We start from the raw sequence: 26,400 nt of genomic DNA, 5'->3' as shown, positions 1-26,400 counted from the left end.
ACCATGAAAATCCTCACAATCAGCGGCAAGAACCTGGCCTCGCTGGCCGGCGAATTTGAAGTCGACTTCCAGCAGGAGCCGCTGGCGTCCGCCGGCCTGTTCGCCATCAGCGGCCCCACGGGCGCGGGCAAGAGCACCCTGCTCGACGCACTGTGCCTGGCCCTGTACGACGCCACGCCGCGCCTGCTGAAGGTGCTGGGCCGGGGCAGCGCCCTGCCCGACGTGGGCAAGGAAACCGTCAACGCCCAGGATACGCGCACCCTGCTGCGCCGCGGCACGCCGGACGGTTACGCGCAAGTCGATTTCGTCGGCAACGACGGCGGTCACTACCGCGCGCGCTGGAGCGTGCGCCGTTCGCGCACGAAGGCCGAAGGGGCGCTGCAGGCCACCGCCATGAGCTTGCACCAGCTGCCCGCGCTGCAGCCCATCGGCGGCACCAAGACGGAAGTCAAGGAAGAGATCGAAAAGCGCATCGGCCTGTCGTTCGACCAGTTCACCCGCGCCGTGCTGCTGGCGCAGAACGAGTTTTCCACCTTCCTCAAGACGGAAGACAATGAACGGGGAGAGTTGCTGGAAACCCTGACGGGCAGCAGCATCTATACCGACATTTCCATGCGCGCCTTCGAGCGCGCGAAAAAGGAAAAGCAGGTGCTCGAACGCCTGGGCGAAAAACTGGCCGACCAGCGGCCATTGTCCCCGGAGGAACGCGCCGGGACCGAAGCGCTGTGCGGCGCGGCCGAGACCGCCCTGCAACACATCGACCTGCGCAAGGCGGTGCTGGAACTGCAGCAGCGCTGGCACCACGAGACGCACAAGCTGCAAACCCAGGTGACGGCGGCGCAAGCGGCTCTCGATAACGCCGATGCCGAACGGGCCGCCGCGGAAGAACGCCGCGCGGCGCTGGCGCAGTGGGAATTGCTCCAGCCGGCGCGGCCCCTGATCGACGACGTGGCGCGCCTGGCCAGCGACATCGCCGGCACCGGCGCCGCGCTGGAAACGTCGCGCGCGCAGGCGGCGCACGCAGGCGCCAGCGAAGCGCAACTGGCGCAGGCCGTGCAGCTGGCGGCCGAGGCCTTGCAAGCCAGGGAAACGGCGCAGCGCGATGCCGCGCCCCTGCTCGATCAAGCCAAGGCGCTCGACGCGGGCCTTGCCGCGCACTTGCCCGCGCACCGCCAGGCGCACGATGGCGCCCTGGCCGCCGACCAGGCCAACGAGACGGCGCGCGCCGCGCTGCACGCGCTGCGGCAGCGCCAGCAAGCCGCGCTGGCGGAACAGGAAGCGGGCCGCCAGTGGCTGGCATCGCACCAGCAGTGGCAGGCGCTGGCGCAATCGTGGCAATTGTGGGATCAATTGTTTGCCCAGGCCGGGCAAGCCGCCGCGCAAGCCGATGCGGCCGACGCCGGCATGGCCGAGTCAAGACAGCAGGTGCGCCAGGCCTGTGACGCCACGCAGGCGGCGCAAGATGCGCTGGCCAGCGCCGCTGCCGTGTTGGCGGCGCGCGATGCGGAAAGGCGCGAGGCGTCAGCCGCCGTGCAGGCCATCGATGGCCAGGGCTTGCAGGAACAGCGCGGCCAGCTGGAGGCGCATGCGCGCATCTTGACCAGCGCGGAAAGAACCTGGAGCGAACTGGCGCGCCAGCAGCAGGCGCTGGCGCACTGGCAAGCCAGGGCGGCCCAGCTGGCGCAGGCTACGCAGACGGAAACTACGGCATTGGCGGCGGAAGCGGCGCAAACGGCGCTGCTGGAAGCGCGCCTGGCGCAGGCGGAAAAATCGCTGAAAGGCGCGGAAGCGGCATGCGCGGCCAGCGTGGAGCAGTTGCGGGCCAATTTGCAGGACGAACAGCCCTGCCCCGTGTGCGGCGCGCTGGAACACCCGTACAGCCACGCCGACCACGCCTTGCAGGCGATGCTGGCCAGCTTGCAGGATGAGGTACTGGCTTGCCGCACGCAGGCGCGCGGCAATCTGGAGCGGCTGGCCACGCACAAGGCGGCGCTGGCCGCGACGGCGCGCGAACAGGCGCAAACGGAGGCCGAACTGGCAGCCCTGCCGCCCGCCATCGACAGCCTGACCGCACAGTGGCAGCCGCATGCGGATGCCTTGCAGCTGCCGCCGGCAGACCAGCGCGCGGACTGGTTCGCGCAGCAGCTGGCGGCCAATGCGGCGGGCATGCAGGCGCTGGCGCAGCAGGAGGCGGCGCTGCGCCAGGCCAGCGCGCGGCGCGAGCAGGCGCAGGCGGCGCATGAACTGGCGTCCGGCGACCACGCGCGCTGCACCAGCACCGTCGCCGATGCACAGGCGCGGCTGGCGCAGCTGCAAGCGCAGCAAGCGGGCATCGCCGACAAGGGCGAGGCGGCGCGCACGGCGCTCGATGCCTTGCTGGCGCAGCTCGATGGCGCCTTCGCCGACGCCGACGGCGCCGAGGACTGGAAAGACGGCTGGCGCGCCGGCCCCGCCGCCTTCCGCGCGGCGCGCGAAACGGAAAGCCGGCAATGGCTGAAACAGCAGGCGGAGCAGGACCAGCGCGGCCACGCGCTGGCGACCCTGGCTGTGCAGCTGGAAGCGGCGCTGCTGGCCGCGGACAAGGCGCAGCAAACGGCGCAGGAAGCCCACGCCGCCTTTGCCGCCGCCGACAAGCAGCGCGCGGCACTGCAATCGGAGCGCAACGCGCTATGGCAGGGCCAGGGCGTGGCCGAAGTCGAGCGCGCGCTGGCAAACGCCATCGCGGCAGCCAGGGAGCTGCTGGCGCAGCAGCAAACAGCGGCGCAGTCGGCCAGCGCGCAGCGCACGCGCCTCGACGAAGCGTGCGCACAATTGTCGCAGCGCCTGGCCGCCTTGCGTGCACAGGAAGACGGCGCCAGCGCCGCCCTGCACGACTGGCTGCGCCAGTTCCAGCTGGACCACCCTGGCCACGCCCCCGCCACGCTTGACGATTTGCGCGCGCGCCTGGCCGTCGCGCCGGACGCCATGCGGGCCGAACGCGACGCCCTGCAACTGATCGCCGACCGCCACACGGCGGCCGTGTCCGTGCTGGCCGAACGCCGGCAGCAGCTGGCAATGCACGTGCAGCAGCCGCCGGAGGCGCTGGAAACGGACGTCGCCGCGCTGCAGACAGCGCTGGAATCGCTGGGCGCCGAACGCCAGGCGGCCAACCAGGAAGCGACGCGCTTGCGCCTGGCCATCGGGCAGGACGACGCGCGGCGCCACAGCGCACAGGCGATGCTGGCGCAGATCGAGGCGCAAGCCGTCATCGAGCGGCGCTGGGCCAGCCTGAATGAACTGATCGGTTCGGCCGACGGCAAGAAATTCCGCAACTACGCGCAGCAATTCACGCTGGAAGTGCTGCTCGGCTATGCCAACGCGCATTTGACCCACCTGGCGCGCCGCTACCAGCTCGAACGCATCGACAACCCGAGCAATCCGTCGCTGGGCCTGATGGTGCGCGACCAGGACATGGGCGGCGAGCTGCGCTCCGTGCACTCACTGTCGGGCGGCGAATCGTTCCTCGTCTCGCTGGCCCTGGCGCTGGGTCTGGCCTCGCTGTCCTCGAACCGGGTGCGCGTGGAATCGCTGTTCATCGACGAGGGCTTCGGCAGCCTGGACACGGAAACCCTGCGCGTGGCCATGGATGCGCTCGACGGCTTGCAAGCGATGGGCCGCAAGGTAGGCGTCATCTCGCACGTGCAGGAAATGACGGAGCGCATCGCCACCCGCATCCTGGTGCAGCCGGGGCCCGGCGGCAAGAGCGTGGTGACGGTGCGCTGAGTCACTAGCGGCTGGCCGGCTCCCGGCACAGTCTGAGCATATCCCAGCCCAGTTCGCGGCGGATCTGCTCGGGGTCGGGCGGGGGCCGGCGCTGTTCCAGCTCCGCTTTCAGCCACTTCCTCACCAGCTCCTTGGCGGGCTGTGCAGGCTTTTCCTTGTCATGCTTGTCCATGGTGCTACCTCTTCAATGGCGGTCAGACGACCTCCTATATACGCTCAACGTCATGGCACGGATTCAGTTGACGTGCGCGTGGCGCAGATGCAACAACGTGTAACGATGGCCGGAGTGCGTTAAAATCGCCGCCTTCGCGTAACTACCCGCTACGCCCCGCAACAGTTCAAGGAACCCCATGAAAGCCGCCCGCAGCCTCACCTTCAAGTGCGTAAAATGTCACAAATCGATGCAGGTCTACCTGCAAAAAGTCTCCGCCTGCTCGCATATCCAGCCTTACCAGGGCATTTGCGCATGCGGCGAACTCAAGCGCCACGCCACGGGCCAGGCCGATGCCGTCAAGTCTTACCTGGAGTCGGCGGACGGTAGCTGGTCGCACCACCACTAATGGTTAAAGAATGGGGCACGACTGCCGTTAACTGAGTACTTACTCATTCGGAATTTGTTCATGTCCCAGCTTCCCGCCCTCGTTCCCGGCTCGCGCCAGCCCGCCGCCAATACCCTGGCAGGGCAAACGCCGCCTAAAACGGGCGCCGGCCTGGCCGCTTCGCCCCTGATGCAGCGCACGGCGCAAGACGTGGTGGCCCTGTCGAAGAATGGCCTGGACCTGTCGGCCAAGGGACTGTCGCAAAGGACCGATGCGCTGGGCAACGCCACCGTCGACGTGGCGCAAGATTTTCTGAGCAACATGACACGCCAGCTGTTCGGCGACGGCGCCACTGTCGCCTTCGATTCCGTCGATTTGCAAGCCGGTTCCAGCTTCAGCGGCGGCAGCGCCAGCATCTCGGGCGCCAACGGCAGCAGCCGCGCGGCCGCCTTCAGCCTCGATGAAAACGCCCATTTCATCGGCAAGGGCAAGATCACGACGGCCGATGGGCAAACCTTCGACTTCGAAGTGGAAGTGCAATATCAATCGAACATCAGCGCGGGCATCCTCGAGCAAACGCAAGGTGAAACACCGGAAGCCACATCATCCGAAGACGACGCCCTGCCCGCCAAGGAGTTGCCTACCACGCACTTCGGCGGCAATCTGCATGACCTGTTCAAGCTGCTGGGCCAGCAATTACAAAGCAACATCTTCAACAGCAAGGCCGATGGCGCCAGCGCCAGCGGCAAGGATGGCGACCTGGCAGGCAGCCTGAGCTTGCGCTTGCTCAAGCTGGTGCAGCCGGAGCATGCGGCCGAAGCCGCCAAGGTTGACAAGAAAGCCGTGGAAACCACGCCGGAAGACCAGGCGCGCGCCCGCGCGCTGGCACTCGCCTATGGCACGGACACTGCTAACGGCACGGCCAGCGACGTATAATGGAAGACGGCCTGCGCAGGCGACCATGCCGCGCGCCCCCTTCTATCGATTGAATCCCATGTCCGACACCTCTTCACTTACCGTTCATCCGCAGATCCACTGGAGCGAAAACGGCGCCGAGCATTCGGCCCGCTGGCGCTCGGAAAGCGGCATGCCGCCGCCCAAGCGCGTCGTCATCGCCGATGACCGCACGACGGCCGACCAGGCTTACCGCCTGGCCTGCGAAGGCACGGCCATGCTGTGGCGCGGCGACTTCCAGAACGCGCGCCAGCTGCTGCAGGCGCTGGCGCGGCGCGCCGACCACAAGAACGACAAACCGAGCAAAAAGGCCAAGGCCGCCAAATTGGCCAAGCCGGAACCATCGGCCACGGAAGCGTTCCATCTGCACCGCCAGGCGCAGTCGCAGCGCGCCCGCACCCTGGCCATGCTGCTGCTGCCCTTCGACGCCGACTACACGATCCCGCTGCGCCGCGCGCCGGACGTGAAACTGGCTTGCAATGAAGCGTATGGCCGCGGTGAAGAGCCGTTCATCGCCTCGCTGCGCGAGCTGCTGGGCCTGATCGGCGCGCACGAATGGCGCCGCACGGGCGTGGAACTGTCGGCCCTGGGCCAGCGCATCCACCCGCATTACGGCGTGTTCGCACCCATCCGCGGCGAATACGTGGGCCTGGTGGCGGAAGCGCCCCTGCCCGCGCGCGCCAGCCTGGCCTTCGACATCGGCACCGGCACGGGCGTGCTGGCCGCCGTGCTGGCGCAGCGCGGCGTCCAACGCATCGTCGCCACCGACCAGGACCCGCGCGCCCTGTCCTGCGCACGCGAAAACCTGGCCCGCCTCGATTTGATCGACAAGGTCGAGGTGGTGCAGGCCGACCTGTTCCCCGCCGGCCGCGCGCCGCTCGTCGTGTGCAATCCGCCATGGCTGCCGGCCCGCCCAAGCTCGCCCATCGAATACGCCGTCTACGACCCGGACAGCCGCATGCTGCGCGGCTTCCTCGCCGGCCTGGCCGATCACCTGGAACCAGCCGGCGAAGGCTGGCTGATCTTGTCGGACCTGGCCGAGCACCTGGGCCTGCGCCCGCGCGCGCAGTTGCTGGAGTGGATCGCGCAAGCGGGCTTGAAGGTCGTCGACCGCCTGGACGTGAAACCCACGCACCCGCGCGCGCAGGACGCCACGGACAGCCTGCACGCGGCCCGCTCGCAGGAAATCACCTCGCTGTGGCGCCTGGCGGCGGCGTAATCGAGTCAGCCATTGCGCATTGCAGCAAACCCCGCTATAATTCGCCTGCGGGGTGGAGCAGTCTGGCAGCTCGTCGGGCTCATAACCCGAAGGTCATAGGTTCAAATCCTGTCCCCGCAACCAATCTATAAAAGCCGCTGATTCTTGCAAAGGGATCAGCGGCTTTTTTCATTGCGGCGCAACATGTCAATGCTGCCCCATGCAAGTCAAATGCCTTCCGTGTCGATCCGCTCTTTCGCAATGCAACAAACTCGGTTATAATTCGCCTGCGGGGTGGAGCAGTCTGGCAGCTCGTCGGGCTCATAACCCGAAGGTCACAGGTTCAAATCCTGTCCCCGCAACCAATACATAAAAACCGCTGATTCCTGCAAGGGATACAGCGGTTTTTTCATTCCAGGCCAGGCCCATGCTTTTACGCGGTAACGCTGGCCCTGATCTGCCTGGCCGCCGCATGCAGGCTGGCCGCCACCCGTTCCAGCTTGTCGGCTCCCGCCGTTTCAGCCAGCGCGGCAAAGGCGCTGATATGAAACGTGGCCACCATGGCCGGCGACACTTCCAGTTCCAGCGCCGTCTTGCTCAATTCCGTCGACGCCTCGAGATAAGGCTCGCTGCCCGCCTCGAACGCCTGCTTCGTTTCCAGCAATTCCTGGCCGCCCTCGGCCCTGGCCAAACAGGCATCGACCTTTTGCTGGAAAGCAGGCAAGGTATCGCGCACGGGGCCGGCATCCGGCGCCGCTTCGGGTTCCGGTTCCGCTGGCGCAGGCGCAGCGGCGGCCGGCTTGGTCGCCGCCGGCATGTCGCGCATAGTCAGCCAGCGCTCGACGGCGAGAAAATCGGCAAACGGCTCGTCCACCTTGGGGTTCATCAGCCAGACCTCGCCCGTGCGCCAGTCGATCCGGGCGCCGCGCTCGTTTCTCGCCAACAGAATATCCTTGCCGCCATCGGCATTCGACACCCGGCCGATGTCGATCCAGTTCATCAATTCCGCCTGGCGCGACATCGCGTTGACCCGATGGAAATAGGCCAACCATAAAAATCTGGCGACCAGGAGAACCAGGGCACCGCCAACCATCCACATCATTTTTCGCTCCGCACCACATCGACAGCCCGCATTTTCTCACATGCAAGCTTGCACCAAGGAAACTTTTACATCTGCCGTGCGCAGGCACGAAGCCCGCGCCGCGCTTGGCCCGGGCGCGCAGTCGCATTTCAGCAACGCCGCGTTTTCCCGATTGCCCGGCGTGCCCGGTTGCGCTATCATGAGAACAATTCTCATTTAGATTAAGATACCCATCCCATCCCGTCCCGTCCGCATGCTGTCCGCACCTTCCCCGCCGTCCGAGTTCCAGGCCCTGTATGCCGAGCACCACTCGTGGCTGCTGCACTGGCTGAAGCGCCGCCTGCACGATGCGGGGCTGGCGGGCGACCTGGCGCAGGATACCTTCCTCAAGATCTTCGTTGCGCACAGCAGTGCCGGGATCGCGCAGCCACGCCCTTTCCTGGCCACCATCGCCAAGCGCCTGCTGGCCAACCACTGCCGCCGTGAAGAGCTGGAACGCGCCTACCTCGACGCCCTGCTGCACCAGCCTCAAGCGTGCGCACCGTCGCCGGAAGCGATGTCCATCCTGCTCGAATCGCTGCAGCGGATCGACCGCGCGCTGGACCAGCTGTCCGCCAAGGCCAGGGCCGCCTTCCTGCTGGCCCACCTGGACGGCATGAGCTATGCCGGGATCGCCGCCGAACTGGGCACCACCACGCATTCCGTCAAAAAATACCTGAGCAAGGCCAACTTGCTGTGTTTTTTTGCCGTGCCCGATTTTGCCGCGCCCTGACATGCGCGCCGCCACCGTCTACGCCCAGGGCCAGCCCATCGACCTGGCCATCGCCATGCAGGCGGCCGAATGGCTGACCACCCTGATGAGCGGCGACACCACGCCGGCGGAAAAAACGGCCTGGCAGCAGTGGCGCCAGGCGCACCCCGACCATGAACGGGCATGGCAACACATCGAAAGCGTCAGCGGCGGCTTGCGCGAACTCGATGGGCCAGCCAGCCGCAAGGCGCTGCTGCACGGCCCCAGCGCACATTCAGTGTCGCGCCGCGGCAGCCTGCGGCTGCTGGCGTGGGTATCGGCCATCGGCCTCACGGGCTGGTTCGGCACGCGCTCGGACTATGCGCCCGACCTGGCCCGCGCCGCGCTGGCCGACCTGTCCACCGGCGTGGGCGAACGCCGCGAGCTGACGCTGGCGGACGGCAGTCGTTTGCACCTGAACAGCGGCAGCGCCGTCAACATCCGCTACACGGACACGCAGCGCCTGCTGCAACTGGTGCGGGGCGAAGTCTTCATCGCCACCGCCAGCGAAACGGCCCGGCCCTACCGCCCCTTCCTCGTCGAAACCACGCAAGGCCACGCGCAGGCGCTGGGCACGCGCTACTCGGTGCGCCAGGCGGACGGCAGCACCGAGGTCGCCGTCGAGGAAGGCGCCGTGCGGCTGATGCCGCGCCAGGGCGACGGCCATCTGCTTATCCGCGCAGGCCAGGGCGGCGGCATGACGGAGCAGAATACCTCGCCCGCGCACGCGGTCTCGCCCGACATCTGGGCCTGGCGACAGGGCTTGCTGCTGGCCGACGCCATGCCCTTGCGCGACTTCCTGCATGAATTGAGCCGCTACCGCCACGGCTTGCTGGGCTGCGACGACGCGGTGGCCGGCCTGCGCATCTCCGGCGTCTTCCCGCTGGCCGACCTGGACGCCGTGCTGCTGTCGCTGCCCGATTCCCTGCCGGTGGATGTGCGGCTGCGCACGCGCTATTGGGTGCAGGTGGAAGCACGGCGGCAGCGCTGAACATTTATTTTGACGCCAGCGCAAAAAAAAGTACCCGTTTTCGATTCTCGCGTGACCTGTGTAGGCAACGTTCTTTTTGACGACTACACCACAAGGTAACCATGTCTCAAGTTATATCTTCCCGGTCCCGGCCGCGCCCACGGCGCACGCACATGGCGCACGCCATCCAATTCGTCTTCATCGGTTCGGCCCTGCTGCTGAATGTCCCCGCGCCAGCCTTGGCGCAGGAGAGCGCGACAGCAGCCGCAGCCACTCTCGACTTCCAGGTGCCGGCCGGCGACCTGGCGGCGGCGCTGCGCCAGGTCGCCAGCCAGTCCAGGGTCATCCTCAGCTTCACGCCGGACCAGACGCGCGGCAAGACGTCGGCGGGCCTCGCGGGACGCCACGACGTGCTGGCCGCCCTGAACGGCGTGCTGCGCGGCACGGGCTTGAAGGCCGAGCGCAGCGCCAATGGCAGCTACGTGCTGCGCCCGGCCCAGGCCGAATCCGGCGCGGATGCCATCGCCATGATGCCGGAAGTGTCGGTCAAGGCGCGGCAGGATGCGACGGAAGGCTCGGGCGCGTATGTCTCCGCCCTGCCGATCGCCACGGCCACGCCGCTGGGCCTGTCGATCAGGGAAACGCCGCAGTCGGTCAGCGTCATCACGCAGCAGCGCATGCAGGACCAGGGCTTGAGCACCATCGCGCAAGTGATGGCGCAAACGCCGGGCGTCACCCTGTTCTCGCTGGGCAGCGAGCGCACGGGCTTTACCTCGCGCGGCTATTCGATCACCAATTACCAGCTCGACGGCGTCAGCACGCATTCGGAAAACCTGGGCCTCGACGCGATACCGTCGCAAAGCCTGGCCGACATGGCGCTGTACGACCGCATCGAAGTGCTGCGCGGCGCCTCGGGCCTGATGACGGGCGCGGGCGACGCCTCGGGCGCCATCAACATGGTGCGCAAGAAGCCGACGTCGCAGTTCCAGGCCTCCGTCGAGGCCGAACTGGGTTCCTACGATGAACGGCGCGCCATGGCCGACGTTGCCGGTCCGCTCAACGAAGCGCATACGCTGCGCGGCCGCCTGGTGACCGTGTACGAGGAAGGCGACAGCATCATCGACGGCTACAGCCGCGACAAGAAAGTGGTCTACGGCGTGGTCGAGGCGGACCTGTCAAGCGACACGAAGCTGACGGCCGGCGTGACGCACCAGCGCAAGCGCTCGGACGGTTCCCTGTCCTACCTGGGCTTCCCCCTGTTCTACAGCAATGGCGCCATGACGGACCTGCCCCGCTCCTTCAGCCCGGCGGCCAGGTCGAACCGCTTCGACACCAATTCAACCGACCTCTTCGCCACCGTGGAGCACGCGCTGGCGAACGACTGGAAGCTGAAAATCTCGGCCAACCGTGTGCAATCGTCGCAGGAAGAGCGCGCCGTCTACCTGAACGTCAGTGGCGGCTTCCCCGACCAGGCCACGGGCGATGGCCTGCTGCTGAACGCCGACTACCGCGACTACCAGCTCCAGGTCAACAGCGTGGACGTCAATGTGCGCGGCCCCTTCAGCGCCTTCGGCCGCCAGCACGAACTGGTGCTGGGCATGGACTACAGCGAATTCCAGAGCAAGACCGATGGCCGTTTCGACAGGGGCATCGAAAACACGCCCGCCAACCTGTACCGCTGGAATCGCACGGCAACGCCCGTGTTTGGCGACACCACCGTCATCTACGACAGCACGCGCCGCCAGGCCAGCGCCTACGCGGCCAGTCGCTTCAACCTGTCCGAGCGCCTGAAACTGATCGCCGGCGCCAAGGTCCTGCGCTACAGCGAGAACTACATCTCGGACGCGCCTTCCGTGAATTTTTACAGCGCGTCGCCAGCCTCGGAAAGCCGCGTCGTCACGCCGTATGGCGGCCTGGTGTTCGACATCGACGGCACGCACAGCGCCTACGCCAGTTATTCCACCATCCATCAGCCGCAAGCATCGCAAGACCGCTATGGCAAGCTGCTGGCGCCGCGCGAGGGCAAGACCTTGGAAGCGGGCGTGAAGAGCGGCTGGCTCGATGGCCGCCTGAACACCTCGGCCGCGCTGTACCAGATCCGCCAAAGCAACCTGGCCGAATCGGACCCCGGCTACACCGTCCCTGGCACGAACAATCCCGCCAACCGCACCATCAAGGGCGCCAGGACCCAGGGCGTAGACCTGGAAGCGACGGGCGCCCTGACGCCGGACTGGAACATCTCGGCTTCGTGGTCCTACAGCCAGACGGAAAACAATACCGGCAAGGCGATCCTGACCACCTTCCCGCGCCACCTGGTGAAACTGTGGACCACTTACCGGCTGCCCGGCGAGCTGCATCGCCTGACGGTGGGCGGCGGCGTGAACTGGCAAAGCCGCGTGCATTCCGACATCGACGCGTGGCAGATCAACAGCACCCTGCACTGGGAACAGAAGGCGTACTCGGTAGCCAGCCTGATGGCGCGCTACGACGTCAACGACAAGCTCTCTGCCACCGTGAACGTGGCCAACCTGTTCGACAAGCAGTACACGGCTTCCGTGTCGGACTGGTGGTACTCGGGCATGTACGGCCCGGCGCGCAAGGTCGCATTGAAGGTGCGCTACCAGTTCTAGGGCGGGCCGAATATTTCGCACTGGCACAGGGCCGGTGATACAATTTTCCCGCTTCACGGGCGTTGCCGGCCATTGCCGCCAACGCCCGTGCCCATAGAGACACCCAAGGAGAATGTGTGAAGGACCTCGCCCCCGCCCTGCCAGCCGATCCGGCCGACCAACCCGCCAATCCCTCGCGCCGGCGCATTTTCCAGGCCGCTTCCGCAGTCGGCCTGACCGCCAGCCTGCCGGCGCTGGCCGACGCCGCGCCAGCCAGGAAGACCATTGCCAAGGGTTCGCTCGACGCGAAACTCAAGGCGCACGTCAAGAACGTGGTCGTGATCTACCTGGAAAACCGCAGCTTCAACAACCTGTTTGCCAACTTCCCCGGCACCAGCGCGCCCCTGTCCGCCGTCACGGCGGAACAGGCGCAGCAGATGGACCGCGACGGCAAGCCGCTGGCCACCCTGCCGAAGATCTGGGGCGGCCTGGTGCCGAACCAGCAGAATATCGGCGGCATCGATTACCTGATCAAGGAAGACCAGATTGCCGGCCTGCCGAACGCGCCCTACAAATTGAGCGACGCGGCCGGCAAGCCCCTGCCCGAGAGCATCATCACGCGCGACCTCGTGCACCGCTTCTATAACAACCAGATGCAGATCAACGGCGGCAAGAACGACGGCTTTGCCGCGTGGGCCGACAGCGGCGGCCTGGTGATGGGCCATTACGGCGAAACGTCGAAAAACCTGAACCTGTGGCAGATCGCCGAACAGTACACCCTGTGCGACAACTTCTTCATGGCGGCCTTCGGCGGCTCCTATATGAACCACCAGTTCCTGGTGACGGGCCGCGCCAACGAATACTTCAACGCGTCCGGGACGGCGGCAAAGAAAAAGATCGCCGTGCTGTCCGACGGCCCGCAAGGCGTGCGCCTGGCCATCGCGGAAGACTGCCCGCCTTCCGCGCTGGACGGCAAGCCGAAGTACGTGAACGACGGCGCCATCACGCCGGACGGCTATGCCGTCAACACCATGGCGCCGCCGTATCAACCGAGCTATGTCCGCCCCGCCTTCGACGGCGACCCGCTGCACGCCGACCCGGCCGATGCGAATACCCTGCCGCCGCAAACCTATGACACCATCGGCGACCTGCTGTCGCGCAAGGGCGTCAGCTGGGCGTGGTATGGCGGCGGCTGGCAAGCGGCGCTCGACCACAAGGGCGGCGGCAGCAAGCCGAACTTCCAGTTCCACCACCAGCCGCTGAACTACTTCAAGCAGTTCGCGCCTGGCACGGCCGCGCGCGCCGAGCATCTGCGCGACGGCGGCACGGGCGACAGCCCGATTTCGAACAAATTCCTCGCCGCCGCCGTGGCGGGCAAGCTGCCGGCCGTGACCTTCTACAAGCCGCAGGGCAACCTGAACCTGCACGCCGGCTACTCGGATATCGAGTCGGGCGACCAGCACGTGGCCAACGTCATCCAGCATCTGAAGGAGTCGCCGCAGTGGAAGGACATGATCGTGGTGATCACCTTCGATGAAAACGGCGGCTGGTGGGACCACGTGGCGCCGCCGAAGGGCGACCGCTGGGGTCCGGGCACGCGCATTCCCGCCATCGTCGTCTCGCCATACGCGAAGAAAGGCGCCGTCGACCACAGTTTCTACGACACGACGTCGATCCTGCGCCTGATCACGCGCCTGCACGACCTGCCGCTGCTCGAAGGCTTGAAGGTGCGTAATGACGCGTTCGCCTCACGCGGCGCGCTGCCGCCGGGCGACTTGACGGGCGCCCTCAGCTTCCGCTAAGCCTCCCACAATGCGGCACGCCTGTGATACACTGCGTGCCGCACTTAAATCCGCAGGACAGGTATTCCTGACGGTTGTTCCAACAATGAGCCCGACTCCAGTAGCCGGGCTTTTGTTTTGTGGACGAGACGCACAGAGTATTCACACAGCGGACAGCTTTTTGCCCGCTCCCCGGCGCCATTTTTTCGCGGCCAGGGACCAGAGGTTCAGAAATGAGAGATAAAAAAGACAACGCCACCATCGACTTGCCCGGTTTCGGCCCGCCGCCAGCGCACGAAGCGCCAGAGCCGGCGCCGGAGCCACAGCGCCGCGCGCGCGCGCGCAAGGTGGCGCTCAAGCAGGTACAGCTCGAATTGCTGGAGCCGACCGACGCCACGGGCCTGCCCGTATGGACGCGCGACGCCGGCCTGGATCTGACCGGCTTGCCCATCTGGGCGCCCGACAATTAATACCACACGCGGGCGGCCGTTTGCCGCCGGCTTCCACACCACCATCCGCACAAGGGCGTAGAACGCCTGTAGACTGTGCCCATCCACCCGCTTTTTACCGGCTCCGCCCCTATGAACACCACCACTGACACCACCACTTCCTTTGCCAGCCTGCCGCTGACACCCGCCTTCCTGGCCAACCTGGACTCGCTCGGCTACCACGAGATGACCACCATCCAGGCGCAAAGCCTGCCGGCGGTACTCGATGGCCGCGACCTGATCGCCCAGGCGAAAACAGGCAGCGGCAAGACGGCCGCCTTCGGCATCGGCATCCTGCACAAGCTCAATCCGGCATGGTTTGCCGTGCAGGGCCTGGTGCTGTGCCCCACGCGCGAACTGGCCGACCAGGTGGCCAATGAATTGCGCCGCCTGGCGCGCGCGGCCGGCAACATCAAGATCCTGACCCTGACGGGCGGCGCGCCGATGCGCCCGCAAATCGCCTCGCTGGAACACGGCGCCCACATCGTCGTCGGCACGCCGGGCCGCCTGCGCGACCACCTGGGCCGCGGCACCATCAACCTGAACCACGTGCAGACCCTGGTGCTCGATGAAGCGGACCGCATGACGGACATGGGCTTTTACGAGGAAATCGCCGGCATCGTCAGCGCCTGCCCTGCGCGCCGCCAGACCTTGCTGTTCTCGGCCACGTACCCGGAAGACATCCGCCGCGCCACGGCGTCGTTCCTCGTCAATCCGCTGGAAGTGACGGTCGAGGCGCAGCACGACAACGACAAGATCGAGCAGCGCTTCTATGAAATCGGCTTCGACGAGCGCAACAGCGCCGTCGGCAAGCTGCTGAAGCACTTCAAGCCGGAATCCACGCTGGCCTTCTGCAACACCAAGGTGCATTGCCGCGAACTGGCCGAGGAACTGCGCCAGCAGGGCTTTTCCGCGCTGGCCCTGTACGGCGAGCTGGAACAGCGCGAGCGCGATGAAATCCTCGTGCTGTTCGCCAACCGCAGCTGCTCCGTGCTGGTGGCCACCGACGTCGCCGCGCGCGGCCTCGATATTTCCGACCTGGGCGCCGTGATCAACGTCGACGTCTCGAAAGACACGGAAGTGCATATCCACCGCATCGGCCGCACGGGCCGCGGCAGCAAGAAGGGCCTGGCCCTGTCGCTGTGCGCACCGAACGAGAAAAAATGGGTCAAGCTGATCGAGCAGTACCAGAACAGCGCCGCCGAATGGCACGACCTGAAGGAACTGGCGGAAGATGACGGAATGGAGGCGCTGCCGGCGCCGATGGTCACCCTGTGCATCATGGGCGGCAAGAAGGACAAGCTGCGCCCGGGCGACTTGCTGGGCGCATTGACGGGCGATGCCGGCCTCACCAAGGAGCAGGTGGGCAAGATCAACGTATTCGAGTTCATGACCTACGTGGCGCTCGACCGCAAGGTGGCAGAAGCGGCCTTCAAGCGCCTGAATGCGGGCAATACCCTGGGCCGCGACTTCGGCAACATCAAGGGCCGCAGCTTCAAGATGCGCTTTATCGAGGCCTAAGCTCTTGCAGTTCCCGCAGGACCGCCATGGTCCTGCGTCCCGGATAATCTTCCCACACGGGATAGCGCCAGCGGTAGTAGCAGTTCCAGTAGCTGATGGCGCGCCGCTCCAGCGTATCGAGATACGCTGGGTTCTCCCGCAGGTAGCGCGCCAGCGCCTGCGCATTCCAGGCCGGCAGCGCCGCGCCGATTCTCTCGACGATCTCCAGCACGTACTCGCCGCACAGGTGCACGACGAACGGCACCGTCCACGCGCGCTCCTGCCGCAACAGCTGCCTGACACACGCTTCGCGCAGATGGCCGTCGTGGTGGCGCGTGCCCAGGCACAGGGCGATCACGCCCGCGTCGCCGGGCAGCCGCGTACAGGCCAGCAGCCGCTCGCGGTCGTAATAAGTGCGCGTCGGGATCAGCAAGGCCTCGCCATTCTGATACACGGCAAAAGGCGGGTGTGCCCGGCTGTTTCCCAGGGCGGGCAGCAGCTGCGCCAGGGCGCCGGCCAATGCCGCCGGAAAGGCGTCCGCTTCAGCCATCGCGCCCCTCGCGGCACGCCTTGCGCACGCCCAGCGCAGGTTTATCCATCTTTTCAAAGATCACGTTCGAATACCAGTCCGCAGGGTCGCCTTCGGCGGGCTTGCCCAGCGAAATATAGTAGCCGCCATGGGTGAACAGGGCCGTGGTTTCCTTGCCCGGCGCCGCACCTTGCAGAAAGGCCGGCCAGGCCGCCTTGTCGACCGGCGTAAACCGCGCGGCCAGCAGCGCCAGCAAGCGCGCGTGCGTGGCCGGCGCATACGGGAACAGATACAGGTATTCGACCAGTTCGCCGCCATCGGCCAGGCGCGTGACGGCGGCTGTCGCCGCATCGACCTCGCCGCCAAAGCGGCACAGGGTGCCGCCGCTGTAGGCGAAATCGATGACGGTCGCCGGCGCGCACGCCTGCCGCTCACGGTCGATGCCGACGGGCGGCAGCGCGCGCACTTGCGCCAGCAGCGCCTCGCTCGACGTGGCCAGCACGGGAAAGCCCGGGCACTCGCCGGCCGCCTGCGCGGCAGAAAAGGCAAGACAGCAACTCCATAACAACACGCCACGCTTCACGGCATCTCCCGCGTTTATCATGCGGCCATTATGCATGGCCGCCGCAGATACGGCCACACGCTCACAGGGGACGCGCCTGCTGGCCCTGCGGCGTATCGTCGATGTCGTAGCCGGCCGCGCGCGCCAATTCGCGCAAGCGGTCCGCCTCGGCCCACTGGCGCTGCGCGCGGGCGTTGGCCCGTTCCGCCAGCCACGTCAGCACCGGCTGCGGCACTTCCACCTGCGCCGGCTGCCAGGCCAGCAGATCGAGTCCCAGAACCGCATCGAAGCGGGCCATGGTGGCCTTTTTCACGCCATCGGGCAGCGCGCTTTTCAGCAGCTCCCAGGCCACGGCCAGCGCGCGCGGATAATTCAGGTCATCGTTGATGCAGGTCCTAAAACGCGCCAGCCATGTCGCATCGGCCTCGCCGTCCGCATCCCCCAGGCCATGCACGGCCACGCGCAAGCGTGCCAGGCCGCTGCTGGCGGCGCGCAAGGCCTCGTCCGTAAAATTGAGGCTGCTGCGGTAGTGGGCGCCCAGGCACAGGTAACGGTAGGCCAGCGGATCGATGCCCTGCTCCGCCAGGCTTTGCAGGCGCAGGAAGTCGCCCGAGGATTTCGACATCTTCGCATCCTGGGTCTTGAGGAAGGCGCCGTGCAGCCAGAAGTTGGCCAGGCGCGTGCCGTGGCGCGCTTCCGTTTGCGCGATCTCGTTGCTGTGGTGCACGGCCACGTGGTCTTCGCCGCCGCAATGGATGTCGAAATACGTGCCCAGGTGCTTTTCCGCCATGGCCGAGCATTCGATGTGCCAGCCCGGGAAACCCAGGCCCCACGGACTGTCCCACTCCATCTGCCGCTGTCCCGGCACGCCGCTGAACTTCCACAGCGCGAAGTCGCAAATGTCGCGTTTTTCCCCAATATCCACCCTTTTCCCCGCCTGCAGGCCGTCGCGCTTCAGGCGCGCCAGCTTGCCGTAACTGTCCTGGCGCGTCGTGTCGAAATAGATGCCGTCGTCCGTGCGGTAGGTATAGCCCTTCGCTTCCAGGTCGCGGATGAAATCGATCTGTTCCGCGATGTGGTCGGTGGCGCGGCACCAGACGGTGGGCGGCAGGATATTCAACTGGCGCAGATCGTCCTCGAACGCGCGGGTAAATTCAAGGGCGATGTCCCAGGCCGACTTGCCGCTGCGGGCGCTGCGCGCTTCGATCTTGTCATCGCCGCTGTCCGCGTCCGACGTCAAATGGCCCACGTCCGTGATGTTCATCACGTGGCGCACCTGCAAGCCGTTGAACGCGAGCGCGCGGCGCAAGCCGTCGACGAACAGATAGGTGCGCAGGTTGCCGATGTGCGCGTAATCGTAGACCGTGGGGCCGCAGGCGTACAGGCCAGCCTGGCCCGGGGCGATGGGTTCAAACGGGCGCAGGCTGCGCGCATAGGTATCGTACAGATGAAGTGTCATGCGGAGCTTTCATTAACGCTGCGGAAAAAGAAAATGGCCACAGGTTTTTCAACACTGTGGCCATCGAATGAGGAGTAAAACGTCAGCGGCGCGCAGCCGCATCCTCACGGGGCCAGGCGCACGGACACAGCGCAGCAGCGGCGCCGGATGCAGAAACTGGAGTGAGGGTGAAAGTGGTCATGGGACGAATATCGCATGTACGCAGGCGGGCCGTCAAGCCCTCCCGCGACGCTGGCCTATTTTTTCGCCTGCTCGATCTGCGGCAGCAGCACCGTCAGGATGCCCAGCAGCGGCAAATAGGAACAGATTTTATACACATAGGCGATGCCGGAGATATCAGCCAGGTGGCCCATGGCGGCGGCCGCGATGCCGGACACGCCGAACATCAGGCCAAAGAAAATCCCCGCGATCATGCCCACCTTGCCCGGCACCAGTTCCTGCGCGAAGACGACGATGGCGGAAAACGCGGAAGAAATCACGAAACCGATGATGACCGTCAAGACGGCCGTCCAGAACAGGTCGACGTATGGCAGCAGCAGGGTGAACGGCGCGGCGCCCAGGATGGAAATCCAGATCACGCGCTTGCGGCCGATGCGGTCGCCGATGGGGCCGCCCATGAAGGTGCCGGCCGCCACGGCGGCGAGGAACAGGAACAGGTAGAGCTGGGCATCGCCGAGCGACAGCTGGAATTTGTCGATCAGATAAAACGTGTAGTAGCTCGACAGGCTGGCCATGTAGATGTACTTCGAGAACACCAGCAGGGCCAGCACGCCCAGCGCTTTCAACACCTTGTTGCGCGACAAGTTCGGGCCATGGCCGCCCGCCTTCGGCTTGAAGCTGGCCAGGTGGCCGCTGTACCATTGGCTGACCTTGTACAGCACGCCGATGGCCAGCACGGCCAGCAAGCTGAACCAGGCGACATTGCCGTGGCCGCGGTTCACGATGACGGCGGCCGCCAGCAACGGCCCCAGCGCGGAACCGACATTGCCGCCCACCTGGAACAGGGACTGGGCAAAGCCATAGCGCCCGCCCGACGCCATGCGCGCCACGCGCGACGCTTCCGGGTGGAAAGTCGAGGAACCGACGCCGATCAGGCCCGAGGCGAGCAGCAGGGTCGGAAAAGTCGAGACGACGGACAGCATCAGCACGCCGGCCAGGGTAAAGCACATGCCGACCGGCAACAGGAACGGCAGCGGACGGCGGTCCGTGTACAAGCCGATCCAGGGCTGCAGCAAGGAGGCCGTGCACTGGAACGTCAGGGTTATAAGGCCGACCTGGGTAAAACTGAGTGAAAACTCGGCTTTCAGCATCGGATAAATCGACGGCAATAATGCCTGGATCAGATCATTGAGCAAATGCACGAAGGCGACGGCGCCCAGGATGTGCATGGCCAGACCGGATTGTTGTTGGGAACTATGAAGCGAGGGAGCCGCCGGCACGGACTTGGCCAATGCTGGGGCAGTTGTGGTTGTATGCATGTGTCATCCGCAATAATCGGGCACGGCGGGCAGCCCGGCAAAGAAGCCAGTATAGTATGGTCACTGAACTGATAACTTCCAATAATCGTCGCCCAAGTGACAACTAAGTGACAATCCGGTGACAATCCGACGATCCATATGTACACCCACCAATCCGTCCAGACCCACCCCGATGGCGTGCCGTTCAGCCGCAGCACCAGCTCGCACGATTACCAGCACGTGCCGCGGCCCGTGACGGCCATGTCCAGGCAATATGCGGCCGGCGACTACACGGCGCCGCACAGCCACGTGCGGGCGCAACTGCTGTATGCGACGGAAGGCGTGATGCGCGTCTCCACCGGGCACGGCGTGTGGATATTGCCGCCGCGGCGCGCCCTGCTGATCCCCGTGGGCGTCGTGCATGAAGTCCACATCTTGAGCGAACTGAGCATGCGTACCGTGTACATCGATGCGCAGGTGGCGGCCCAGTATGGCGCCGATTGCAAGGTGCTGGAAGTGAGCCGGCTGCTGCGCGAGCTGATCCTGGCCTTGCTGGCCGAACCGATCGAATATGCGCTGGCGGGGCGCGGCGACTGGCTGGCACACCTGATCCTGTCGGAACTGGCGGCGGCCGATACCGTGCCCCTGGCCATCCCCTGGCCCCGCGACCGCCGCCTGGTGGCCGTGTGCTCGGCCATCATGGACGCGCCAGGCAGCCGGCGCAGCATCGAGGACTGGGCGCAGGATGCGGGCGCCAGCGCGCGCACCCTGATCCGCCTATTCCCGAAGGAAACGGGTTTGCACTACCGCCAATGGCTGCAGCAAGTCCACCTGGCCGAGGCCTTCTGCCGCCTGGACCGGGGCGAAGGCGTGGCCGCCATCGCCTATGCGCTGGGCTACGCCAGCCCCAGCGCCTTCAGCGCCATGTTCCGCCGCATCCTGGGCCGCACGCCGCAGCATTACCTGAGCGAATGGCGCGCCGCCGACTAAACAAAAAAAAAGCAGCCCGTGGGCTGCTTTCATCAAGTCGTTTGCCGGCATTGCCGGCTTACGCCCTGCGCGGGCTAAGCCGACCTACGACGATGCCAGCGCACCGGACAAGGCGCCAATGATGGACGCCACCGTAGGTCGGCTTAGCATGGCAAGGCCGCGCGTAAGCCGACAAGCTACGCTGTCGGCATTGTCGGCTTACGCCCTGCGGGCTAAGCCGACCTACTCTTTTTCGCCAGCAATCAAGCGGTAGGCCAGCGCACCCAGCAAGGCGCCGATGATGGGTGCCAGCCAGAACAGCCACAGCTGGCTCGTGGCCCAGTCGCCCACGTACAGGGCCACGCCCGTGCTGCGGGCCGGGTTGACGGAAGTATTGGTGACGGGGATGCTGATCAGGTGGATCAGGGTCAGCGCCAGGCCGATCGGCAACGGGGCGAAGCCGGCCGGTGCGCGCTTGTCGGTGGCGCCCAGGATGACGATCAGGAAGAACATCGTCAGCACGATTTCAATGACCAGCGCCGACAGCATCGAATACCCGCCCGGCGAATGGGCGCCGAAGCCGTTCGAGGCAAAGCCCTTGCTGACATCAAAACCGGCCTGGCCGCTGGCGATCACATACAGTACGCCGCCGGCCACGATGGCGCCCAGCACTTGCGCGATGATGTAAGGCAGTAACTGGCTGGCGGGAAAGCGGCCGCCGGCCCACAGGCCGATCGAGACGGCAGGATTGAGGTGGCAACCCGAGATGTGGCCGATGGCGTAAGCCATGGTCAGCACCGTCAGGCCAAACGCCAGCGCTACGCCGGCAAAGCCGATGCCAAGGCCGGGAAAGGCGGCGGCCAGCACGGCGCTGCCGCAACCGCCCAGTACCAGCCAGAACGTGCCGAGAAATTCGGCGCCATATTGTTTCATGATGTATTCCTTTAAAGTGACGAGAAAACGTGCCAGGGACGACCAATCGGACCGCTCACCACCTTCGCCCCGCCCAGGGGCGAAGGCAAAGCACAGCACCAGCAACGCACGCTGCAGAGCGCGCATAATGACACGACGTCATTATCAATGCAACATTATTACGTACAATAATGTTAATAGTTCTCTTGACACCTAAAGGTTGTTTTGATAATTCTCACGGCGCGGGGCGGCGCATGTACTTTTGCGGCGCCTCCAGCGGCGCAAAGCCAAAGCCCGCATACAGGCCATGCGCGTCATCGGTGCCCAGCATCCAGGCGACATCGCGCAAGCGCTCATCGCCGAGCACGGCGGCCACCATCTGCCTGCCGTAGCCGCGCCCCTGGTATGGCGGCAGCACGAACACGTCGCGCAGGTAGGCAAAATCCGTGTAGTCGGTGATGACCCTGGCGAACGCCACTTGCTGGCCGCCCACATAGCCGCCGAAACACAGCGCGTTGGCAATCCCCTTGCGCACCGTTTCGATCGCCACGCCGCGCTTCCAGTACGACTGCTCGCTCAGGTAGCGGTGGATCAGGGGCACGTCCAGCTCGCCGCGCTCGCTGGAAATGCGTAGCGGCGCGTGCATCAGTTCTTGTACAGCAAGTCGGCTTCGGCGATGCTGGGCTCGCCGAAGTACACGGTGCGCGAGCCGCCCTTGCCATCGCTGCCGATATACACGCCCGTCATGCTGCGCGCGACGGGGTCGTACAAAATGGAATAGCGGTGGCCGCAATTGTGCGGTTCGCAGACGCTGCTCAGCAGGCGTGCCTTGCCGTCGATCTCAACGGGCTTGAGCGGGCTGGCCACGCCGTTCGGCACCCAGCGCTGCCGCTTCAGGCCCGCCTTTTTCAAACCCTCATTGAAGGCCTTGCGAAAGGCGAAATCCGCCTTGTAGACGTCGGGAAAATACGGGCAGGTGTGGCCGCCGTCGCAGCTTTGCGCCTGCTCGATCAGCGACAGTTTGGGCGTACGCGCTTGTGCCGGCACGGCAGCCAGCGCCACGGCGGCGCCCAGGAACACGGGTAAAAGCAAACGTACAGACATTCAATCTCCTAAAAGCCTAGTGCAATGCCGGAAGCATAGCAGAATGGCATGCTTGTGCGCGCGCCTCAGGGAGAACAACGGATGCCGACCACGCCGTTGACTTTGCCTTCCGGCCAGCCCGTCTCGCGCCAGCGGTATACGCCCGGCGCGACGATGATCAACTGCCATTCCACCAGCTTGCCGGCGGCATTGAGGCGGGTTTCATTGTCATAGCGCAAGGTCAGACTGCGCTCCGTTTCCGCCACCACCGTTGCGGCAAAGCGGTTGGTTTCGCCCAGTTTGCTTTTCCACGTGCGGTCGTTGAAGATCGCCAGCCGCTGATGATCGTCAGACAGCTGCATGCGCGTAAAGTGCCGCGCTTCTTCGCACACACTGTTCGTATTCACGCTGTCGGACCAGCTGCCGGACAATTGCGCGGCATCAAAAGGGAGGGAAGCGGCGGCCGCGGCCGTACTCAGCAGCAAAGTTGCAAGCATAGTTTATCGAAAGAAAACGAAAGGAATCATCATGGTCAACGCAGCGCCAGGGTGATGCTCGATGGCAATGCGGGCGTGCGCCGGTGCAAGGTCGCCTGCTCGTAGGCATACGCCATCGCAATGAGCGGCAGGTCGCCGTGGGCCGGGCCGATGAAGGACAAGCCGACCGGCGATCCTCCGGCCATGCCGGCAGGCACCGTGATATGCGGCAAGTCGGACTGCGGCGATACGCCATGGCAGGTCGGCCCCACCAGCGCATCGAGCGCATGCGAACGCAGCAGCGCTTCGATGCCGCCAGACACGGACGCGTGCGGCGGCTCGATCAGTTCGGCGCCCTGTTCTCGCAACACCAGCAGCGCCTGCTCGATCACGGCATCGGTTTCGGCGCACAGGCCGAACAGGCTGCGCGCCACGCCGATGCGGCGCCCTTGCAAGCCCGCAAGGTCGAGCGCCAAGCCATCGGCCAGGCGCTCGCCCGTCAGCGCGGCGAGCAGCCAGGCAGCCTCGCGCACGCTGGGCGCCATCGGTCCTGCCGTGGCTGGCTCACCGCCCTGCCCGCCGGCGGCCCTGCCCGTGGGCTTGATGGCGACCAGGCCGCAGTTTGAAGCAGGCGCGACGATGGAGCCGTCCGCCGCGCTGTCGACGGCCAGGATGGTCAGGCCGGCCCAGCTGGCACTGGCATGCGGCACGCTGACGGCGGCCCACTGGCGCAAATTGCTTTTGCCGATGATGACGGCGCCGGCCGCGCGCAAGCGCGCCGCCACAAAGGAATCGCAGCTGGCATGCGTGGCCAGGGGCGCCTGCGTGCGCGTCTTCATGCGGTCGCCCGTGGCGATATTGTCGCGCAGGACGATGGGGATGCCATGCAAGGGGCCGCGCACCTTGTGCACCTGCCGCTCACGGTCCATTTCCAGCGCAATTTTCAGCGCGTCGGGATTGATTTCAATGCCGGCATAGGCACGCGCGCCGATGCTGCACAGCGAGCGGATGCGCGCCAGGTACTGCGACGTCAGCGCATGGGAACTGAGTTTGCCTGCCTGCATCATCTGCTGTTGCGGCAAGACGCCTGCGTCGAGCAAATGGGCCATGGGGCTGGCGGGCGCCGTGGCACGGGCCAGTACGGGGCGCGACACGCCCCGGGACGCGCCACTGCGTAACATCTGACTGCGCTGCATCGTATCTCCAGGAAACCTCAGTGTTTCTAACGCAATAATGTACTAGCCATAGCATAGCAGTCCTTGCAACTCAATTGTTGTTGAAAGGAATTATTTTTCAAGCAAAAAAAACGCCGCCCGAAGGCAGCGTTTCTTGATGGTCAGGCGCTGGGGCAAATCAGTTGCGCACGACACGCTTGTATTCGTTGGTACGGGTGTCGATTTCGATGACGTCGTCCTGTGCCACGAACAGCGGCACTTGCACGGTGTGGCGGTGCGCGTCGATGGCGTTTTCGATCTTGGCTTCTTTCAGGACGTTGCCCGACGTGTTGCCCTTGACCGCAGGCTCCGAGTACACCACTTGACGCGCGATGGTCGTAGGCAGCTCAACGGAGATCGCCTTGCCGTCGTAGAAAATGGCTTCGCATTCCATGCCATCCTTCAGGTAATGCAGTGCATCGCCCAGGTTTTCTTCTTCGATTTCGTACTGGTTGTACTCGGTGTCCATGAAAACGAACAGCGGGTCGGCGAAGTACGAATACGTCACTGGCTTTTTATCCAGAACAACCACGTCGAACTTGTCGTCGCCGCGGAACACGTTTTCCATCGGGGTGTTCGTCAGAAGATTTTTCATCTTCCATTTGTAGGTGAAGCCCGTGCGGCTCGAACCGTTGACATCAGAACGCAACACGATCATTGGCTTGCTGTCGACCATGATGATATTGCCAACACGAATTTCTTTTGCGGGTTTCATAGGAATGTACGTAAAAAGTGGGTTGCATGAAGACCATCTGCCGCCTGTGCGCCATCAGCGCCGCAAGCTTGCGTTTGATCGGTTAAAAATACGTTAGAAATAACCGGGCATTTTACCTTAATTTTTGGCAAGCGCCTATCTCGTCGCGCCAGCGAACGCCAGCAGGTTACTTGCCAGATCGCCAAGAGCCTGCATCTGCCGCTGCCAGGCGTGCGCGCGCGCCCGGATGCGCGGCAGATCGGCCTGCAATGCGGGCCACAGCTGCGCCCACGGCAAGGCGTCCGCGCCGGCGCCATTCCAGGCCAGCGCCGCCCGCACCAGGCTGTCGATGGCGCCGTCCGCGTCCATCGCATAGCGCTGCAGGAAGGCGCGCAATTTCACGTGATGCAGGTTTTCATCCTGCAGATAGATATGCCAGAGAAACGGCTGGCCCGCCCATTGCGCGCGCACGAAGGAATCCTCGCCACGGACAAGATTGACATCGCACGCCCACAGCAGGCGGTCGTAATCGTCTTGCGGCACGAATGGCAGCACGCGCACGGTCAGCGCGCCGCGCGTGCGCGCCGCCCCCGGCACCGCCGCATCGTCGCCGATAAACGCTTGAACGGCGTCGAACGCGACACCTTCCGGCACCAGGCAGGTCACGGGTTCCTTCCCGGCCTGCCAGGCGGCAAACAGTTCGGCGACGGGCGCGGACGGGTAGCAGAACAGCGATATTTTCAAGGCGCACATTTCTGCAGCCGTGACGCCGAACTGCCCGAGAAATGCCGCCATGGCGGGCGCGTCGGACTGGAACGCCAGCCTTTTTTCATCGAGCGCCGCTTCGCGCAGCAAGCCGCCCGTCTTATCGGTAAAACCGGGAAAGAAGAAATGCTTGATCATGCCGTGGCGCGGCGACGTCAGCGCATGGCAGCCCTCGACCCACTCTTCCGCCGTCAAGCCTTCCAGGTTCAGCCACACGGGATGCGGCGAACACTGCGCCATCGCAGCAATATAGCCGGGAGGAATGTCGCAGGCAAAGAATTCGATGACGATGTCGGCGATATCGGCCGGCGCAAACACGCCATTTTGATCGCGCCAATGCCGCACCGTGACGCCGGACACCTGTTGCGTCTCGGCCTTCGCGTCGATTTCGGGGCAGATGCGCCGGAAACTGGGTAAATCATCGACCCACAGGGTGACGGTCACGCCATGCTCGCCGCTCAACTGCCGCGCCAGGCGCCAGCAAATGCCGATATCGCCGTAGTTGTCGACGACTTTGCAGAAGATGGCCAGGGATGGTGCGCGATCGGTAGGTAGTGGCATAGTCAAGGGGAAGAGAAAAACGTGGGCATGGCGGCCAATAACAAAAA

The 26,400-nt window shown here is 65.2% G+C and carries 24 protein-coding genes and 2 tRNA genes; 13 read left to right on the top strand and 13 right to left on the bottom strand.

The genetic code is table 11. From position 1 onward, the window contains the following. The first annotated feature begins 3 nt into the window (after positions 1-3). Positions 4-3,762 (top strand): AAA family ATPase, encoded by a 3,759-nt coding sequence (locus ACQ4W4_RS12535; protein WP_436542271.1) that lies wholly within the window; start codon positions 4-6, stop codon positions 3,760-3,762. A gap of 4 nt (positions 3,763-3,766) precedes the next feature. Here ACQ4W4_RS12535 and ACQ4W4_RS12530 read toward each other — a convergent pair whose 3' ends face one another. Further along, positions 3,767-3,934, bottom strand: coding sequence for a hypothetical protein (locus ACQ4W4_RS12530; RefSeq protein WP_166449232.1), 168 nt, complete (start codon positions 3,932-3,934; stop codon positions 3,767-3,769). A gap of 178 nt (positions 3,935-4,112) precedes the next feature. Between ACQ4W4_RS12530 and ACQ4W4_RS12525 the strand changes: the two genes are divergently transcribed. The 5 genes from ACQ4W4_RS12525 (at position 4,113) to ACQ4W4_RS12505 (ending at position 6,818) form a co-directional block, all read left to right on the top strand. Continuing rightward, complete coding sequence (locus ACQ4W4_RS12525) at positions 4,113-4,322, top strand: hypothetical protein (RefSeq protein WP_034755039.1); 210 nt, start codon at positions 4,113-4,115, stop codon at positions 4,320-4,322. Positions 4,323-4,382: 60 nt separating this feature from the next. Beyond that, positions 4,383-5,237 (top strand): hypothetical protein, encoded by an 855-nt coding sequence (locus ACQ4W4_RS12520; RefSeq protein ID WP_436542270.1) that lies wholly within the window; start codon positions 4,383-4,385, stop codon positions 5,235-5,237. 58 nt (positions 5,238-5,295) lie between these two features. Next, positions 5,296-6,474, top strand: coding sequence for a methyltransferase (locus ACQ4W4_RS12515; protein WP_436542269.1), 1,179 nt, complete (start codon positions 5,296-5,298; stop codon positions 6,472-6,474). A 46-nt stretch (positions 6,475-6,520) separates the two neighbouring features. Next, a tRNA-Met gene (locus ACQ4W4_RS12510) sits at positions 6,521-6,597 on the top strand. A gap of 144 nt (positions 6,598-6,741) precedes the next feature. Further along, a tRNA-Met gene (locus ACQ4W4_RS12505) sits at positions 6,742-6,818 on the top strand. Positions 6,819-6,886: 68 nt separating this feature from the next. Here the strand turns inward: ACQ4W4_RS12505 and ACQ4W4_RS12500 are convergent. Further along, the gene (locus ACQ4W4_RS12500) at positions 6,887-7,453 is read right to left on the bottom strand and encodes a hypothetical protein (protein WP_436542268.1); all 567 of its coding nucleotides are present in this window, start codon (positions 7,451-7,453) and stop codon (positions 6,887-6,889) included. 334 nt (positions 7,454-7,787) lie between these two features. Here ACQ4W4_RS12500 and ACQ4W4_RS12495 point away from each other — a divergent pair, with 334 nt between their 5' ends. The 6 genes from ACQ4W4_RS12495 to dbpA all read left to right on the top strand — a co-directional run bounded on the left by ACQ4W4_RS12495 (position 7,788) and on the right by dbpA (position 15,693). Continuing rightward, the gene (locus tag ACQ4W4_RS12495; RefSeq protein WP_436542267.1) at positions 7,788-8,306 is read left to right on the top strand and encodes a sigma-70 family RNA polymerase sigma factor; all 519 of its coding nucleotides are present in this window, start codon (positions 7,788-7,790) and stop codon (positions 8,304-8,306) included. A gap of 1 nt (position 8,307) precedes the next feature. After that, positions 8,308-9,315, top strand: coding sequence for a FecR domain-containing protein (locus ACQ4W4_RS12490; protein ID WP_436542266.1), 1,008 nt, complete (start codon positions 8,308-8,310; stop codon positions 9,313-9,315). Positions 9,316-9,467: 152 nt separating this feature from the next. After that, positions 9,468-11,924 carry a TonB-dependent siderophore receptor gene (locus tag ACQ4W4_RS12485; RefSeq protein WP_436542265.1) on the top strand — a complete coding sequence of 819 codons (2,457 nt, stop codon included), beginning with the start codon at positions 9,468-9,470 and terminating at the stop codon, positions 11,922-11,924. A 116-nt stretch (positions 11,925-12,040) separates the two neighbouring features. Beyond that, positions 12,041-13,705: an acid phosphatase gene (locus ACQ4W4_RS12480; RefSeq protein WP_436542264.1), complete on the top strand. Its 1,665-nt coding sequence runs from the start codon at positions 12,041-12,043 to the stop codon at positions 13,703-13,705. Positions 13,706-13,917: 212 nt separating this feature from the next. Continuing rightward, positions 13,918-14,154, top strand: coding sequence for a hypothetical protein (locus ACQ4W4_RS12475; protein ID WP_436542263.1), 237 nt, complete (start codon positions 13,918-13,920; stop codon positions 14,152-14,154). A 111-nt stretch (positions 14,155-14,265) separates the two neighbouring features. Further along, entirely contained in the window at positions 14,266-15,693 is a 1,428-nt protein-coding gene (gene dbpA / locus ACQ4W4_RS12470; RefSeq protein WP_070253445.1) for an ATP-dependent RNA helicase DbpA, read from the top strand. Here dbpA and ACQ4W4_RS12465 read toward each other — a convergent pair. From ACQ4W4_RS12465 to ACQ4W4_RS12450, 4 genes are all read right to left on the bottom strand, one after another. Next, positions 15,680-16,222, bottom strand: coding sequence for a hypothetical protein (locus ACQ4W4_RS12465; protein WP_436542262.1), 543 nt, complete (start codon positions 16,220-16,222; stop codon positions 15,680-15,682). The two genes, dbpA and ACQ4W4_RS12465, sit on opposite strands and share 14 nt — an antisense overlap. Next, entirely contained in the window at positions 16,215-16,772 is a 558-nt protein-coding gene (locus tag ACQ4W4_RS12460) for a hypothetical protein (RefSeq protein WP_436542261.1), read from the bottom strand. Before ACQ4W4_RS12460 ends, ACQ4W4_RS12465 begins: the two co-directional genes overlap by 8 nt. 73 nt (positions 16,773-16,845) lie before the next feature. Continuing rightward, the gene (gene cysS / locus ACQ4W4_RS12455; RefSeq protein WP_436542260.1) at positions 16,846-18,222 is read right to left on the bottom strand and encodes a cysteine--tRNA ligase; all 1,377 of its coding nucleotides are present in this window, start codon (positions 18,220-18,222) and stop codon (positions 16,846-16,848) included. A gap of 236 nt (positions 18,223-18,458) precedes the next feature. Beyond that, entirely contained in the window at positions 18,459-19,610 is a 1,152-nt protein-coding gene (locus ACQ4W4_RS12450; RefSeq protein WP_436542259.1) for an MFS transporter, read from the bottom strand. A 228-nt stretch (positions 19,611-19,838) separates the two neighbouring features. Here ACQ4W4_RS12450 and ACQ4W4_RS12445 point away from each other — a divergent pair, with 228 nt between their 5' ends. Beyond that, positions 19,839-20,669 (top strand): AraC family transcriptional regulator, encoded by an 831-nt coding sequence (locus ACQ4W4_RS12445; RefSeq protein WP_436542258.1) that lies wholly within the window; start codon positions 19,839-19,841, stop codon positions 20,667-20,669. Positions 20,670-20,891: 222 nt separating this feature from the next. Here ACQ4W4_RS12445 and aqpZ read toward each other — a convergent pair whose 3' ends face one another. From aqpZ to earP, 7 genes are all read right to left on the bottom strand, one after another. Further along, positions 20,892-21,581 (bottom strand): aquaporin Z, encoded by a 690-nt coding sequence (gene aqpZ, locus ACQ4W4_RS12440; protein ID WP_070223703.1) that lies wholly within the window; start codon positions 21,579-21,581, stop codon positions 20,892-20,894. A 214-nt stretch (positions 21,582-21,795) separates the two neighbouring features. Further along, entirely contained in the window at positions 21,796-22,206 is a 411-nt protein-coding gene (locus ACQ4W4_RS12435) for a GNAT family N-acetyltransferase (RefSeq protein ID WP_436542257.1), read from the bottom strand. Next, positions 22,206-22,664: an Ivy family c-type lysozyme inhibitor gene (locus tag ACQ4W4_RS12430; protein WP_436542256.1), complete on the bottom strand. Its 459-nt coding sequence runs from the start codon at positions 22,662-22,664 to the stop codon at positions 22,206-22,208. Before ACQ4W4_RS12430 ends, ACQ4W4_RS12435 begins: the two co-directional genes overlap by 1 nt. Before the next feature lie 65 nt (positions 22,665-22,729). Then, complete coding sequence (locus ACQ4W4_RS12425) at positions 22,730-23,140, bottom strand: hypothetical protein (protein ID WP_436542255.1); 411 nt, start codon at positions 23,138-23,140, stop codon at positions 22,730-22,732. A gap of 35 nt (positions 23,141-23,175) precedes the next feature. Beyond that, positions 23,176-24,315, bottom strand: a complete 1,140-nt coding sequence (locus ACQ4W4_RS12420) for an amidase family protein (protein WP_436542254.1) — start codon at positions 24,313-24,315, stop codon at positions 23,176-23,178. 157 nt (positions 24,316-24,472) lie between these two features. Further along, positions 24,473-25,048 (bottom strand): elongation factor P, encoded by a 576-nt coding sequence (locus tag ACQ4W4_RS12415; protein WP_070223695.1) that lies wholly within the window; start codon positions 25,046-25,048, stop codon positions 24,473-24,475. 135 nt (positions 25,049-25,183) lie between these two features. Next, positions 25,184-26,353: an elongation factor P maturation arginine rhamnosyltransferase EarP gene (gene earP, locus ACQ4W4_RS12410; protein ID WP_436542253.1), complete on the bottom strand. Its 1,170-nt coding sequence runs from the start codon at positions 26,351-26,353 to the stop codon at positions 25,184-25,186. Positions 26,354-26,400 lie beyond the last annotated feature (47 nt).

The sequence above is a fragment of the Janthinobacterium glycogeni genome (assembly GCF_051380725.1).
Lineage (GTDB): Bacteria > Pseudomonadota > Gammaproteobacteria > Burkholderiales > Burkholderiaceae_D > Janthinobacterium.
The sequence above is the reverse complement of the archived record's forward strand: the minus strand, read 5'-3'. Positions and strand labels throughout refer to the sequence as shown.

Bases quoted from the DNA above. Each gene is read 5' to 3' on its own strand.
- ACQ4W4_RS12430 (WP_436542256.1), bottom strand. From the start codon at position 22,664: ATGTCTGTACGTTTGCTTTTACCCGTGTTCCTGGGCGCCGCCGTGGCG.
- ACQ4W4_RS12475 (WP_436542263.1), top strand. From the start codon at position 13,918: ATGAGAGATAAAAAAGACAACGCCACCATCGACTTGCCCGGTTTCGGC.
- ACQ4W4_RS12490 (WP_436542266.1), top strand. From the start codon at position 8,308: ATGCGCGCCGCCACCGTCTACGCCCAGGGCCAGCCCATCGACCTGGCC.
- ACQ4W4_RS12435 (WP_436542257.1), bottom strand. From the start codon at position 22,206: ATGCACGCGCCGCTACGCATTTCCAGCGAGCGCGGCGAGCTGGACGTG.
- cysS (WP_436542260.1), bottom strand. From the start codon at position 18,222: ATGACACTTCATCTGTACGATACCTATGCGCGCAGCCTGCGCCCGTTT.
- ACQ4W4_RS12500 (WP_436542268.1), bottom strand. From the start codon at position 7,453: ATGAACTGGATCGACATCGGCCGGGTGTCGAATGCCGATGGCGGCAAG.
- ACQ4W4_RS12525 (WP_034755039.1), top strand. From the start codon at position 4,113: ATGAAAGCCGCCCGCAGCCTCACCTTCAAGTGCGTAAAATGTCACAAA.
- ACQ4W4_RS12445 (WP_436542258.1), top strand. From the start codon at position 19,839: ATGTACACCCACCAATCCGTCCAGACCCACCCCGATGGCGTGCCGTTC.
- ACQ4W4_RS12530 (WP_166449232.1), bottom strand. From the start codon at position 3,934: ATGGACAAGCATGACAAGGAAAAGCCTGCACAGCCCGCCAAGGAGCTG.
- dbpA (WP_070253445.1), top strand. From the start codon at position 14,266: ATGAACACCACCACTGACACCACCACTTCCTTTGCCAGCCTGCCGCTG.
- ACQ4W4_RS12450 (WP_436542259.1), bottom strand. From the start codon at position 19,610: ATGCACATCCTGGGCGCCGTCGCCTTCGTGCATTTGCTCAATGATCTG.
- ACQ4W4_RS12515 (WP_436542269.1), top strand. From the start codon at position 5,296: ATGTCCGACACCTCTTCACTTACCGTTCATCCGCAGATCCACTGGAGC.
- ACQ4W4_RS12485 (WP_436542265.1), top strand. From the start codon at position 9,468: ATGGCGCACGCCATCCAATTCGTCTTCATCGGTTCGGCCCTGCTGCTG.
- aqpZ (WP_070223703.1), bottom strand. From the start codon at position 21,581: ATGAAACAATATGGCGCCGAATTTCTCGGCACGTTCTGGCTGGTACTG.
- ACQ4W4_RS12535 (WP_436542271.1), top strand. From the start codon at position 4: ATGAAAATCCTCACAATCAGCGGCAAGAACCTGGCCTCGCTGGCCGGC.
- ACQ4W4_RS12520 (WP_436542270.1), top strand. From the start codon at position 4,383: ATGTCCCAGCTTCCCGCCCTCGTTCCCGGCTCGCGCCAGCCCGCCGCC.
- ACQ4W4_RS12495 (WP_436542267.1), top strand. From the start codon at position 7,788: ATGCTGTCCGCACCTTCCCCGCCGTCCGAGTTCCAGGCCCTGTATGCC.
- ACQ4W4_RS12415 (WP_070223695.1), bottom strand. From the start codon at position 25,048: ATGAAACCCGCAAAAGAAATTCGTGTTGGCAATATCATCATGGTCGAC.
- ACQ4W4_RS12465 (WP_436542262.1), bottom strand. From the start codon at position 16,222: ATGGCTGAAGCGGACGCCTTTCCGGCGGCATTGGCCGGCGCCCTGGCG.
- ACQ4W4_RS12425 (WP_436542255.1), bottom strand. From the start codon at position 23,140: ATGCTTGCAACTTTGCTGCTGAGTACGGCCGCGGCCGCCGCTTCCCTC.
- earP (WP_436542253.1), bottom strand. From the start codon at position 26,353: ATGCCACTACCTACCGATCGCGCACCATCCCTGGCCATCTTCTGCAAA.
- ACQ4W4_RS12420 (WP_436542254.1), bottom strand. From the start codon at position 24,315: ATGCAGCGCAGTCAGATGTTACGCAGTGGCGCGTCCCGGGGCGTGTCG.